Below are 13,827 nucleotides of genomic sequence, written 5' to 3' on the forward strand. Positions count from 1 at the left end.
TGCGCTCCTTAGCTTCTGTGTATTACTCTTTGTCTTGATCGCCAACGACTTCCGGTTCTGCATCAGGTGCTGCTCCATCGGCATCCAGCTCGTCCAACTCTGCTTCCGTTCGTGGCGCAGAAATTAAAACAAGACTGTAGTCATCGTCATTCAGAATTTCAAATTTCGACTGCTCGCGGACATCTCCGACAGTAATCGTTTCACCAATTTTCAAGCCTGAAACGTCAACATCAAATGATTCCGGGATATCTGAAGGCTTCACTTTAATAAGCACTTCAAAGTTTGGCTGTTGTACAATGCCGCCTTCTTTCTCCCCGATGGATTGGCCGACAAGATTAACGGTTACGTTGACTTCAAGCTCTTCTGTCATGTTAATGGCCAAAAAGTCCGCATGGCGGATATCGCCTATTAATGCGTCTTGTTGATAGTCGTTTAACACGACGTTCAATTCCTCGCCGTCTACATCCAGTTTAATGACACCATTTCGTCCTGTTTCGCGCAACGTGAATAGTAAATCACGTTCTTTAATTGCGATTGGTGTAGAATCTGTTTTGTATCCATAAACGACTGATGGAATGTACCCATCTTTTCTTAATGCTGATAAAGCTGATCGCGTTTTAGTTTCTCTTCGTTTCGACTGAATTGCTGTACTCATGTGCGTAGTCACCTTTCCTAAAAAAAGTTATTCTATCTCTTGAAATACCCAAAATCAGACGACGGTAAACTATAGTGCTTGCTTACTCAAACAATGTGCTGACAGATTTCTTTTCAAACACGCGGATGACTGCTTCTCCTAGGAGTTTCGCAATCGATAATTGTTTGATTTTTGGAGATTTTTTGCTTTCTGGTAGTTCGATCGAGTTCGTAATGACCAATTCTTTAATGCGTGAATTGTCGATTCGTTCGATTGCAGGGCCAGATAAGACCGGATGTGTACAGCAAGCATACACTTCCTTAGCGCCACTCTCGATGATCGCGTTCGCTGCGATTGTAATCGTTCCGGCTGTGTCAATAATATCGTCAATGAGGATAGCCGTCTTTCCTTCGACATTACCAACGATACTCATTACTTCGGCAACGTTCGGGCGTGGACGTCGTTTGTCGATGATCGCAATCGGCGCTTTCATACGATCCGCCATTTTTCTTGCACGCGTAACACCACCGTGGTCCGGAGATACGATGACGAGCTCATTCCCCTCTAGACCTTTCCCTTTGAAATATTCAGTAAGGATTGGTTCTGCAACAAGGTGGTCGATTGGAATATCGAAGAAACCTTGAATTTGAGGTGCGTGCAAGTCAATAGCAATGACGCGGTCAGCTCCCGCTTTTTCAAGCAGGTTTGCTACAAGCTTAGCTGTAATCGGTTCACGTGAACGTGCTTTACGGTCTTGGCGCGCATAGCCGTAGTATGGCATAACGACATTGATGGTACGTGCAGAAGCACGCATTAATGCATCAATCATAATTAGTAGTTCCATCAAGTTATCGTTGACAGGATTAGAGGTGGACTGGATGACAAAGACGTCACAGCCTCGGATACTTTCTTCGATGTTAATTTGAATTTCTCCGTCACTGAAACGTTTGACAGAGCACTTGCCGAGTGGACGACCGATTTCGTCTGCCACTTGTTGTGCAAGTGATTCGTTCGATGTTAAAGAGAATATCTTCAGTTTATTGTCAGGATAATGATTAGCCATCATGGCCCCCCTAGTTAGTTATGATTTAGTTTTGTTGCGTATCCTTCTTTATTCTCCTGGCGCGCGCGCGCAATTGCAAGTGAATTTTCTGGTACATCTTTTGTAACCGTCGATCCGGCCGCGACATAAGCGCCTTTACCAACTTTTACAGGTGCAACTAAATTAGAATTGCAGCCGACAAATGCACCATCTTCAATGGTCGTTTGGAATTTATTCTTCCCATCGTAATTCACTGTAATTGTTCCACAACCGATGTTCACATGGGTACCGACTTCCGCATCGCCGATATAGCTTAGGTGAGAAACCTTGCTTCCTTCCCCTAACATCGTCTTTTTCACTTCTACAAAGTTGCCGATTTTAACATTGTCGCTGAGATTGGAATCCGGACGGATATGTGCGAACGGCCCTACTGTCGTACCTGACCCGATTGTACTGTCGCGTACGACTGACGAATGAATGGTTGAATCATTGCCAATTTTACTGTTGCTAATATGACTGTTTGGTCCGATCGTACACTTTTCACCGATTGTTGTGTGACCTTCAATCATCGTACCCGGCTGTAGCACTGTGTCACGCCCAATTTCAGCATCTGCACTAATGTACGTGTTGCTTGGATCAATGATGGTTACGCCATTGCGCATATGTTGTTCAGCAATACGTTGACGCATCACTTTTTCAGCCTCTGCCAATACGACACGGTCATTGACACCAATCGTTTCACTGAAATCATCGGTTACATATGCTGCAATTCGCGCATTCTCAGCTTTTAAGATCCCAATGACGTCGGGTAGGTAGTACTCACCTTGCGCATTGTCATTTTTCACTTTCTTTAGTGCTTCAAAAAGCGCTCGGTTATCAAAACAATACGTCCCAGTATTAATTTCAGTCACATTTCGTTCTTCTGGTGATGCATCCTTATGCTCGATGTTGCGAAGGACGTTCCCTTCCTCATCTCGGATAATACGACCATAACCTGTCGGATTATCTGCATGCGCTGTAAGAATTGTCGCCTTCGCTTTCATTTCGGTATGATGTGTGAGTAATGCTTGCATCGTTTCCGATTTGATAAGCGGTGTATCGCCACAGACGACGAGTGTGACACCATCCAGCTCACCAAGTTGCGCCTCTGCTTGTTGCACAGCATGTGCAGTGCCTAATTGCTCCGCTTGAAGCGCGTACTCGCTTTTCGCTCCTAGTGTTTGTTCCACCATTTCTGCGCCGTGACCGACAATCGAAACGATTTTATCCGCTCCGATTCCAATGATATGGTCGACAACGTGCTCGACCATTGGTTTCCCACAAACAGGATGCAATACTTTATATAAATCGGATTTCATCCGCGTCCCTTGTCCTGCAGCAAGGACGATGGCGTATGTATTCGTCATGTGCTGGCCTCCATCCATAATTTCATTATTGACTATAGCTGAAAATAATAGACATTTCAACTATACCCCCTTGACAAGCTGTCATGATTATTTTAATATGGTTGTTTTCATTTTTCGATTGATGTGCTTACATGACAGTTGGATCCTCACAACAAAGTTAGATCGATGAGGGAGCAATTTTTTGTGAATGGACGGCTCCAACCCAAAAAGCACAGGCCCGAGATTTGAATGTCAAACCCCACGCTGTGCTTTCCATCATGTGCTTTTAGAAGAAAACTTATGCTCCAGCCTCTTCCAAAACCCCTTTTTCTTCAACCATATAATACGCAGACAAAACCGCTTCTTGTACCTTCATCCGTGCTGACGTGTTAATCGGATGCGCAACGTCCCGAAACTCCCCTTCAGGCGTCCGCTTACTAGGCATCGCGACAAACAATCCATCATTCCCCTCAATGACACGGATATCATGCACGACAAACTCACCATCCAACGTAATCGACGCAATCGCCCTCATGCGACCATCCGTCTCCACTTTCCTCAGTCTCACATCTGTTACTTCCATTCTTTTCCCACTCCCTTTTTGTTTACATTGCTCAACAACTATATTCTACAAAAGTAAGCATTTCCCTTTTTTTTTTGAAAAATATTTTTAATAAATTTGAAATATATGTATCGCTTTGAGGATTGGAGGATTTTTGCTTGGAATAAGGGGCTAATTTTTGTTTGGGCAACTGATTTGTAGTGTTTTTTAATGGTGGTGTTAGCAGCAACAGTGTGAGTGGTCGTGAGATTCATTGCACAAACTGGATGAGTTGTGATAAACTGCGGGCGAGCGGGGAAACTAGCTGATAAGCGGTGATAACGGCCGACTAACCGATAATAATGCCTACTTTCCGTCCTAGATGATCGAAGAATTCCATGAAAACGACGAATCGGTGGTAAAGTGGCTTGAAACGGTGGTAACTAGCTGAGTTTCGGTGGTAACTGGCTGTGAATCGGTGGTAACGCGCTGAGTTTCGGTGGTAAACTCGCCTGAATCGGTGGTAACGCGAATGCTCCGTCCAAAGATTGCTACATTGTACTAAAAAACGACGAATCGGTGATAAAGTGGCTCGAAACGGTGATAACTAGCTGAGTTTCGGTGATAAACCCGTCCGAATCGGTGATAACTGCTCGAGAATCGGTGATAAACTCATTAGAATCGGTGATAACGCTTTTCTTAGTGGAGAATGTTGCTCGTTTCTCACGTTAGACATCAAATTATAAAATTTTCACCTAATTAATTTACATATAATGGTCCAGTGGTGATAAACGCTCCACAAGCGGTGATAAACTGCGGATGAGCGGTGATAAATGGGTGACAAGCGGTGATAAATCCTGAAAACGCGGTGATCATGTTAATTGCCGACCAAGGTGATTGCTACATTCTAATGAAAAATGACGAATCGGTGGTAACTGCCTCAGAAACGGTGGTAACGGAAATTCTCCCTCCAAAAATCTGCTAATTTCCATTTAAAATGATAAATTCTCAATCATCATCTAAACATCGGTAATAAAGCAGGCAACAGGACTACATCACATGCAGATATCCATCAATTCCCTCCCCCCTTCAATCCCCCACTCCCAATAAAAAACCCGCTCACGATAAATGAGCGGGTTGCAAATTTTTTATTCGCCTGCTAGTGCAATGACTTCGATTTCGACGGATGCGTCTTTCGGTAGTCTTGCTACTTCTACTGTGGAGCGGGCAGGTGTGTGTGAACCGAATTGTTGCGCGTAAACGTCGTTTAGGGCAGCAAATTGGTTCATGTCTTTAATGAACACAGTTGCTTTAATGACTTGATCCAATGAAGAGCCTGCTTCTTCTAGTACGGCTTTTAGGTTCGCGAATACTTGATTCGTTTGCTCTTCAATTGTGCCTTCGACGAGTAGGCCGTCTGGTGTCATTGGTAGTTGTCCGGATGTATAAACCAATCCGTTTGCTTTTACCGCTTGTGCATAGGGTCCGATTGCTTGAGGTGCGTTTTTTGTCGCTACGTAATTCATGTTAGTTTCCACCCTTCGTAAAATAATTGCCTTCTTCTAGCTCAATGGTGCGGTCTTTCTCGTTCATCGCGCGGAGCTTGACCAACGAGAGGTAGTCATCGACGAGGACTTCTTCTGCATGTTCTGCCTCGACAAGGACAGCGATGCCTGCGAGTTCGCAATCGAATTCCTCCAACAGACTTTTCATGCCAGCCATTGTGCCCCCTGCTTTCATGAAGTCGTCGGTGATGAGTACGCGCTGCCCACTTTTCATGCTCCTTTTAGATAATACCATTGTCTGAATCCTTCGTGTAGAGCCGGATACATAATTTATGCTCACGGTTGAACCTTCTGTCACTTTACTATCCCTGCGTACGACCACGACAGGTACGTTTAAATGCCTAGCAATCGCATGGGCAATTGAAATTCCTTTTGTTGCGACTGTCATGATCACATCTATTTCCGTCTCACTAAAAGCAGATGCAAAGACTTTCCCTATGCGATCCATTATGGAAGGATTGCCTAAGAAATCTGTCATATATAAATAACCGCCCGGCAATAGACGATCTGAACGTCCTAGACTTTCTTTCATGAGGGCCATCACTTCACGAACTTCTGTCTCCGTGACATGCGGTATGTACTTTACTCCACCCGCCGCACCTGAAACGGTGATTAGTTTACCCGTGCCGTTCTCTTCAAAGGTTTCCTTGACGATGGTCAAGTCTTCACTTATCGAGGACTTAGCTGCATGATAGCGCTCAGAAAAGAAAGTGAGCGGTATGAGGGAATGTGGATGTTCCAACAGATGACGTGTCATATCGACAAGCCGTTCGCTCCTTTTCCACTTCATAATTAACAACCCCTACATCCGAATATTTTATTCGTACATTATCACGAATGTACGTTTTTAATCAAGAAGAAACCGTTCTCCTGTCATTCTGACGGCATGAACTTCTTTGCAGAAGCCTTTTAAACCGTTATATACTCTTGAAACTCTCGCTTCCTGTTTCACAAAACCGAATACCGTCGGACCACTGCCACTCATTAATACGGCATCTGCCCCGAAGCGTTCCATCTTTTCTTTCAGATCAACGACTTGCGGGTGGATTTTCATCGTCACTGGCTCTAGAACATTGCCGAGAGAAGCACACATTTTGGCGTAATCCCCTGCATGCAGCGCCTCTAACATGCCTGCTGTGTCAGGATGTTGAATGGTTGCAACGTCAAGGTTCCGGTAAATGTCGGCTGTGGAAACGGAAATGGTCGGTTTCGCCAAGATGACCCAACAATTTGGCGGTGCTGGCAGGTGTTCAATTTTTTCGCCTCTGCCTTTTGCTAACGCAGTACCACCATGCACACAGAAGGACACATCGGAACCGATTTTTGCACCGATATCTGCCAGTTCATCCGCACTTAAGCCAAGCTTCCATAGTCGATTCAGCCCGCGCAATGTTGCTGCTGCATCGGAACTGCCACCTGCGAGTCCTGCTGCAACGGGTATTTTTTTGTCGAGTGTAATTTCGACACCACTACGGACATTGAATTTCCGTCTTAGCAAATCTGCCGCTTGATAAGCCAAATTCTTTCGGTCATTCGGCACAAATCGCTCGGATACTTTAATGGTAATCTTATTGTCCTGTGTAGGTCGAAGCCAAACGCGGTCTGCTAAGTCAACGGTCGTCATAATCATCTCAACTTCATGGAAACCATCGTCGCGTTTATGTAGTACATCGAGTGTCAGGTTAATTTTTGCTGGCGCTTTCTCATATAACATCCAGCCCCCTCCATTCCAGGTTGTCATTGTTCACTATTTTACCATAGCGAGGAGGGTTTGAACCGCGAAATCTTCTTGAAGGCCATAAAAAATGGAAAAGAGCTACATGAACGACAGATACGACGTTCCATGTAACCCTTCCCTTGTCAGTCATCATTTGGATAATAGGTGCTCTTAGCGGTTCGTTTTTTCGTTCGCTAGTCCACGGTTTGCCATTTCAATCGCATGTTTCACCATGTTTCCTGCATCCCGGGACTTGATGCCTCCCCAACCTTCTCGCTGAACAACATCGTAAAAGCCAAGCTCCTTAGCGATCTCTTCTTTCAAGTGCTCAGACATTGTACTTCGTTTTCTAGCCATCCGGCTTCTCCTCCTTGTTGACTGACACTACTAGTATGTCCGCCCATACACAAAAAACACTTAAGCTTATCCAAGTAGGATCGCTTAAGCGTTTTAAATAAAAAAACAATACAAGATTGCTGAAACGGTTATTTGATGATGAACGCTGTCGCGTCTCCGTCATCCAATACAGTTATTTCGACAGCTTCAGTCAAAATATCTGCGTAGCTGTAAGACACCCTCTCAAAAGCATTTTCGTCCTGGTCCAGTTCAACAACAAAAACCGCACGATACGTTTCACGAAGGACACCGGCACGTTCGATTGTCTTCTTACGGCCGCCATTTGCACGTACATGCAAACGTTTACCTAGGTGATCATCCAATGACTTCTTAATGTCCGCTAATGTTTTTGGCACGTCGCTTACACCTCACTAAATACCAGTATAACACTGTTAAAAAGTTCTGTCAATTGAAACGGTAATTTTAACTGCGAACCCTTCAGTTTGTCAATTCTTTTTTTGCTTTTTTCGACAACTGGTTTTAGTTTTCTGCCTTATTTTCGTCACGACATGCGGAATTCAGGATATAATGCATTTGCCAACGCACCAAATTCTTGGATTGTTAACGTCTCGCCTCTTCTGCCTGGATCCATCCCAATTTGTTCGAAAGCTTGCAAGATCTGTTCTTTTTTCGCTTTGCCGTTTGGTAAGGATGCCTGCAAATTGTTCAGCAGTGTCTTTCTTCTTTGGACAAATGAGCCTCTCGCCACTTGGAATAGAAAATCTTCATCTATCACTTCCACTGGCACCTGTTCTTTCCTTGTTAACGTCAACACAGCTGATTCAACATTCGGCTGCGGCACAAAAACGGTTTTCGGGACAATCATTGAAACTTCTGCATCCATGTAATACTGGACCGCAATTGATAAAGATCCATAAGCCTTCGTACTTGGAGAAGCCGTTATACGATCTGCCACTTCCTTTTGCATCATAATAACCATTGCGCGAATCGGTACTCGATCGAGAAGGAACTTCATAATAATTGGAGTTGTTACGTAATACGGTAAGTTCGCGACAACTACAAGGTCATCGTAACCACTGAATTGCTCCTCAACGACTTTATTCAAATCGGCCTCTAGAACGTCCTGGTTAATGACCGTTACATTATCGTAAGGAGATAACGTATCCTCCAATACAGGCAGCAATCGCCCATCGATTTCAAATGCCACTACTTTCTTTGCCGCTCTTGCGATATGTTCTGTCAAAGCACCAATTCCCGGCCCGATTTCAATAACGCCTGTACGTTCTGTTAAATCTGCATGCGACACAATATTACGCAAAATATTTGAGTCGATTAGGAAGTTTTGTCCTAAGCTTTTTTTGAATGAAAAACCGTATTTCTCTAAAATTTCTCTCGTCCGGATTGGTGTTGCAATGTCTTTATTCATGAGCTTCCTCCTCTTGCAGAGCTTGTAATGCTTCCTTTAACTGCTGTGGCGTAATCCGAAACATTTCGAGTCGCTTTTTCAACCCTTTACCGTTCACTTGTCCAATTTGAAAATACTCACTTAGCCGATCACGGTTTCTTTTCGCTTCAGGGTGTCCAATTAATTTATTTTCAATTAAAAATACCAATGGAATTTCTTCCACCGATTCTCCGTCCAATGAATAGACCGCTTCAAGCGCCTCTTTAATATGCTGATCGCTCGCATGTTCAATGCCTAGCCCTTGTCCGTTTTTAGCAATGGTCTTCGATTTGTGTAAGAACGCGTGTTTAACGTCAGGAATACGCTCTTCGATAATTGCCCGTATTCTTCTGCCAGGAAAATCTGGGTCGGTAAATACGATGACGCCACGGGTCTCATGCGCAAGTTGAATTTGTTGCAATGTTTTTTCGTCTATTGCCGACCCGTTCGTCTCGATAGTATCTGCACCTATCGCGCGTTTTATGGCGATTGTATCCGATTTTCCTTCCACAACGATAATTTCTTTTATTTTCACGTGTATCCTCTTTTCATCTCATACGGTCTATAGTAATAGTACGTGTTGCAGCGGTACTTGTACAGAAGGCGAACTCGTAGTACGCATACATAGAAAAAAACCGTAGGACCGATGAAGCCCCACGGTAAATACGGTAGACAGTATAGTCAAGTTAGTCGATAATTTTCACTTTCACTTGTCGGCGTCCAAAATTATAGGCTGCAGACTTTGTTGGTACGTGAAGATCAATTCTCTTCCCTTTAATCGCACCGCCAGTATCACCTGCAATTGCATAGCCGTACCCTTCAACCCAAACTTTTGAGCCAAGTGGAATAACACTTGGATCGACAGCAATGACTTTCAGGTTCGGATTCTCACGTAAATTAATGCCTGTTGCCGTTTTACCGGTACATCCATTGCAATATGCTGTATAGGCTGTAGCAGTTACATAAAATTCTTTACCACCTGAAGGTGCTGAATCACCCCGTGAAACCGTTACCGGCTTTTTGTTCGAAGCTTGGGCAACCATCACTTTTGAACCAACTGACACAATCTTTTTCTGTGGCTCCTCAAGTACTTTCTCACTTAACAATGTACGAGAAACTTCTTTACCATTTTCTTTAATCACTTCAAACTTGCGTTGTACGGAGCCTTTCTTACCTTCTTGGACGACTTTCTCGCGTCCTTTTAATAGTTTGGCATCACTTTGTGTTACAACCGCAAAGTTTGTTGGTTCTTCCACTACATCGGTGACCTTTTCTACCCGCACGATTTCAATGACCGATCCAGGCGTAACGATGCCGTCTGCCTCCTGTTTCAGTTTATCGTGTTCATTCAGTTGAATGTTCTCTCTCTTTAAAAAGTCAGCGACCGTAGTCGAAGTTGACCATATCTTCTTTTCACTTCCGCCATCGACAAGCGTCACTTGAAAAGCTTTTTGAATGGAAATGGTTTGATCATCGTCAAGATTAGCTTGTAGACTTGGTTGTACTTCATCGTTTTCTTCAAGTGTAATGTCGGCGACAGCTAATATATCGCTAACTTTCGATTCCGTTGTCCAAACCTTTTTCGTCTCTTGATCGATTTGTATCTCTACTTGTTTTGCCTGTTCCCACCTGATCGATAAACCTTCTTCGATTGGTGTATTCACTGAGGGTGAAACTAAATCGTGGTCAGCTACTTCAATTTCCTGATCGGATAGAAGCTGCCCAACTGTATGTGCAGATGTTTTTAATTCGGTTTTCTCATCGTTCACTTCCAAAGTGACCGACTTCTTTGTGCCCTCGTAAAGGACGAGTGAAATGACTGAAACAAATAATGCGAATGCAATGGCTGTTATCGCTATTTGTTTACTCCTCAATGACCTATAGAACAGATTTTCCATGGTGCTTTTTATCATGAAAAAACTCCTCCTTCATCACTCGGCTGATTATAAAGCTTCCTTTTCGACGTGTCAATAGATTAGAATTTTCACCGAACAATATACTTTCCGTAAAAACCGGTACCATTTCACATATGTAAGGAACACCTGTCAACAAGCAAAACCGCTCATACAGTTGGTTACAGCTTTATCAATCACTTAGAAATCCGAAATATTTTCAACGCATTTTCTGTCGTACATTTTACAACTTCTTCTATAGAAATTTCCTTTAGTCTTGCAATCTCTTCCGCCACTAACGTAACGAGAGCTGGCTCATTCCTTTTTCCACGATGTGGGTGGGGAGCCAAGTATGGAGCGTCCGTTTCGATTAATAAATGATCAAGCGAAATTTCAGTAGCCACTTGTTTTGGCATTTTTGCATTTTTAAACGTAACAGGGCCGCCTAAAGAAATCAAAAAATTCATCTCAATGCATTCCTTAGCTGTTTCTACGCTTCCTCCATAACAATGCATAATGCCACCTGTCAAATGCGCTTCTTCTTCCTTCAAGATTCGCACAACATCAGCGGTCGCATCCCGATTGTGAATGATAACGGGTAAGTTCACTTTTTGAGCGAGTCGAATTTGCTTTCTGAACAACGCTTGCTGAACATCTTTTGGTGACTTGTCCCAATAGTAGTCGAGTCCAGTCTCACCAATCCCTACAACTTTAGGGTGTGCTGATAGCTCTTCTATCCATTGCAAGTCTTCATCTGTACAATCTATCGCATCGACGGGATGCCAGCCGATAACAGCATAAATGAATGGGTACTGTTCAGCTAACACCATCGCCTTTTCAATAGTAGGTCGATCAAAGCCGACAACAACCATTTTATGGACCCCTGCTTCAACTGCCCGCTCAATCACTTCTTTAACGTCTTCTTCGTATTGGTCTGCGTTTAAATGAACGTGTGTATCAATCAACATTCCAATTCTCTCCTCATAGCATTCATTGTATTTCAGTCGTTTGTTACTTTTGTTACAAAAATATGTCTGAATGATTAAAAATTAAAGACGACGCCTCATATGAAACGCCGTCTCCTCTTTTTACTTCACTTTCGCACCATTTTCCAGTGACTGATCAACCGTTGCTAACTTTAAGACACCGTTTGACGAGCCTGCTAGGATCATTCCTTGTGAAAGTTCTCCACGTAATTTCACAGGTTTCAAGTTCGCGACGACAATTACTTTTTGCCCAACTAATGCTTCAGGTTCGTAATGTTCAGCAATTCCTGAAACGACTTGTCGTTGTTCATATCCTAAATCCACTTGGAGTTTCAACAACTTGTCCGCCTTAGGAATGTGATCACATGCTGTTACCGTAGCGACTCGTAAATCGACTTTCATAAAGTCATCAATTGTAATTTCTTCTACTTGCTCTACTTCTTTTGTTTGTTCTACAGGTTTGTCTTCCTGTTTTTCTTTCGGTGCAGTAATCGCCATTTGTTCACGAATGTAAATGATTTCAACTTCTGGATCTAGTCGTGGGAAAATCGGAACCCCTTTTTCCACAACTTTTGTTCCTTCAGGGATGCTCTCAAACTTGTTTAATGTATCCCATGTTAGCAACGACGCATCCAATCCTAACTGCTCCATAATTTGAACAGGTGATTTTGTCATAAACGGTTGTAACAGTACAGCGATTTGCTGAAGAGATGTTGCTAAATGTGCCATGACGGACGCTAATTTTCCTTTATCCGCTTCATCCTTTGCAAGCACCCATGGGGATGTTTCATCGATATATTTATTCGTACGGGAAATAATTGACCACAATTCAGAAAGGACAACACTGAATTGCATTTTCTCCATCGCTTCTTCGTACTTTTCAATTGCTTGCTGTGTAAACGTTCGTAACGTACTGTCGAACTCCGTTTGCTCCAAACCTTTTGTCGGAATTACTCCATCAAAGTATTTATTGATCATCGAAATCGTTCGGTTCAATAGGTTACCAAGATCATTCGCTAAATCGTAATTTGTCCGTTCAACAAAGGACTCAGGTGAAAATGTACCGTCTTGACCGAACGGCAATTCACGCAGTAGGAAGTAACGCGTCGCATCTAGTCCGTAGCGTTCTACAAGCATCTCAGGATATACGACATTTCCTTTGGACTTGGACATCTTCCCGTCTTTCATCATTATAAAGCCATGTGCGAACACTTTTTTAGGTAGCGGTAAGTCAAGCGCCATTAAGAAAATCGGCCAGTAAATTGTATGGAAACGAACGATATCTTTTCCAACAACATGGACATCTGCCGGCCAATACTTTTGGTAAAGCTCGTCGTGATCAGATCCGTACCCAAGGGCCGTAATATAGTTTGTCAACGCGTCAACCCAAACGTAAATGACGTGCTTCGGATCCCCAGGAACCTTTATGCCCCAGTCGAACGACATACGTGAAACCGATAAGTCCTCCAGGCCTGGCTTGATAAAGTTATTGATCATTTCGTTCTTACGTGACTCCGGTTCAATAAATGAAGGATTGTCTTCATAATACTGCAACAGACGGTCTGCGTATTTCTTCATATTAAAGAAATACGATTCCTCAGCAACCCGTTGTACCGGTCGATGGCAATCCGGGCAATTCCCCTCTTCAAGCTGCGCTTCCGTAAAGTAAGACTCACAAGGAACACATTTCCACCCTTCGTATTCCCCTTTGTAAATATCTCCATTATCAAGAAACTTTTTGAAGATTTTTTCGACCGCTGCTTTGTGTCGCTCTTCTGTCGTTCGAATGAGATCGTCATAAGAGATATCCATCGTCTTCCATAGGCTTACAGCAATATCTGCAATCCGATCGACATACTGTTGAGGAGGTAGCCCTTCTTCTTCGGCTTTCTCTTGAATTTTTTGTCCATGCTCATCCATACCCGTCAGAAAACGCACATCATATCCACGCAAACGCTTGTAACGAGCCATCGCATCCGATGCTACTGTTGTGTAGGCAGTACCAATATGAAATTTCCCACTTGGATAATAAATGGGTGTTGTAATATAAAATGTTTTTTGCTGTTCCGTCACGAAAATACCTCCAGTGTTTCAATCTATACTAACCATTTTAGCTAAATTTCAACAAAAGTGCTATGTAGACAAAAATTTATAATGAAAAAATAAAAGATTACAACATAAAGAATAGCATGCAAATGTATGAATTCAAAGTATTTCTCTTCCTTTATTTTTATTCACAACAATGAATATACCTTATGAAACAA

At 43.1% G+C, this 13,827-nt stretch carries 15 protein-coding genes; all 15 read right to left on the reverse strand.

The window, feature by feature from the left end:
• Positions 1–22 precede the first annotated feature (22 nt).
• Positions 23–655, reverse strand: a complete 633-nt coding sequence (locus QT711_RS15980; RefSeq protein WP_317945899.1) for a 50S ribosomal protein L25/general stress protein Ctc — start codon at positions 653–655, stop codon at positions 23–25.
• Between the two features lie 82 nt (positions 656–737).
• Positions 738–1,697, reverse strand: a complete 960-nt coding sequence (locus tag QT711_RS15985) for a ribose-phosphate diphosphokinase (protein WP_317945901.1) — start codon at positions 1,695–1,697, stop codon at positions 738–740.
• A 14-nt stretch (positions 1,698–1,711) separates the two neighbouring features.
• Complete coding sequence (gene glmU, locus QT711_RS15990; RefSeq protein WP_317945903.1) at positions 1,712–3,082, reverse strand: bifunctional UDP-N-acetylglucosamine diphosphorylase/glucosamine-1-phosphate N-acetyltransferase GlmU; 1,371 nt, start codon at positions 3,080–3,082, stop codon at positions 1,712–1,714.
• A gap of 277 nt (positions 3,083–3,359) precedes the next feature.
• Positions 3,360–3,644, reverse strand: coding sequence for a septation regulator SpoVG (gene spoVG, locus QT711_RS15995; RefSeq protein WP_317945905.1), 285 nt, complete (start codon positions 3,642–3,644; stop codon positions 3,360–3,362).
• 565 nt (positions 3,645–4,209) lie between these two features.
• The gene (locus QT711_RS16000; protein WP_317945907.1) at positions 4,210–4,338 is read right to left on the reverse strand and encodes a hypothetical protein; all 129 of its coding nucleotides are present in this window, start codon (positions 4,336–4,338) and stop codon (positions 4,210–4,212) included.
• Between the two features lie 412 nt (positions 4,339–4,750).
• Positions 4,751–5,128 (reverse strand): RidA family protein, encoded by a 378-nt coding sequence (locus QT711_RS16005; RefSeq protein WP_317945908.1) that lies wholly within the window; start codon positions 5,126–5,128, stop codon positions 4,751–4,753.
• Between the two features lies 1 nt (position 5,129).
• Positions 5,130–5,957 carry a pur operon repressor gene (gene purR / locus QT711_RS16010; protein WP_317945910.1) on the reverse strand — a complete coding sequence of 276 codons (828 nt, stop codon included), beginning with the start codon at positions 5,955–5,957 and terminating at the stop codon, positions 5,130–5,132.
• A gap of 57 nt (positions 5,958–6,014) precedes the next feature.
• On the reverse strand, positions 6,015–6,881 hold the full coding sequence (gene ispE / locus QT711_RS16015) for a 4-(cytidine 5'-diphospho)-2-C-methyl-D-erythritol kinase (RefSeq protein WP_317945912.1): 867 nt from the start codon (positions 6,879–6,881) through the stop codon (positions 6,015–6,017).
• A 174-nt stretch (positions 6,882–7,055) separates the two neighbouring features.
• Positions 7,056–7,241, reverse strand: coding sequence for a small, acid-soluble spore protein, alpha/beta type (locus QT711_RS16020; protein WP_317945914.1), 186 nt, complete (start codon positions 7,239–7,241; stop codon positions 7,056–7,058).
• A 128-nt stretch (positions 7,242–7,369) separates the two neighbouring features.
• On the reverse strand, positions 7,370–7,636 hold the full coding sequence (gene veg / locus QT711_RS16025; protein ID WP_317945916.1) for a biofilm formation stimulator Veg: 267 nt from the start codon (positions 7,634–7,636) through the stop codon (positions 7,370–7,372).
• A gap of 146 nt (positions 7,637–7,782) precedes the next feature.
• Positions 7,783–8,667 carry a 16S rRNA (adenine(1518)-N(6)/adenine(1519)-N(6))-dimethyltransferase RsmA gene (gene rsmA / locus QT711_RS16030; RefSeq protein WP_317945918.1) on the reverse strand — a complete coding sequence of 295 codons (885 nt, stop codon included), beginning with the start codon at positions 8,665–8,667 and terminating at the stop codon, positions 7,783–7,785.
• Positions 8,660–9,220, reverse strand: coding sequence for a ribonuclease M5 (gene rnmV / locus QT711_RS16035; protein WP_317945920.1), 561 nt, complete (start codon positions 9,218–9,220; stop codon positions 8,660–8,662). The genes rsmA and rnmV overlap by 8 nt, the downstream gene beginning before the upstream one ends.
• Before the next feature lie 151 nt (positions 9,221–9,371).
• Positions 9,372–10,598: a ubiquitin-like domain-containing protein gene (locus tag QT711_RS16040; protein WP_317945922.1), complete on the reverse strand. Its 1,227-nt coding sequence runs from the start codon at positions 10,596–10,598 to the stop codon at positions 9,372–9,374.
• 176 nt (positions 10,599–10,774) lie between these two features.
• Entirely contained in the window at positions 10,775–11,545 is a 771-nt protein-coding gene (locus QT711_RS16045; RefSeq protein ID WP_317945924.1) for a TatD family hydrolase, read from the reverse strand.
• Positions 11,546–11,665: 120 nt separating this feature from the next.
• Complete coding sequence (gene metG / locus QT711_RS16050) at positions 11,666–13,636, reverse strand: methionine--tRNA ligase (RefSeq protein ID WP_317945926.1); 1,971 nt, start codon at positions 13,634–13,636, stop codon at positions 11,666–11,668.
• Positions 13,637–13,827 lie beyond the last annotated feature (191 nt).

It is taken from the genome of Sporosarcina saromensis (assembly GCF_033253735.1).
Taxonomy (GTDB): Bacteria; Bacillota; Bacilli; order Bacillales_A; family Planococcaceae; genus Sporosarcina; species Sporosarcina saromensis.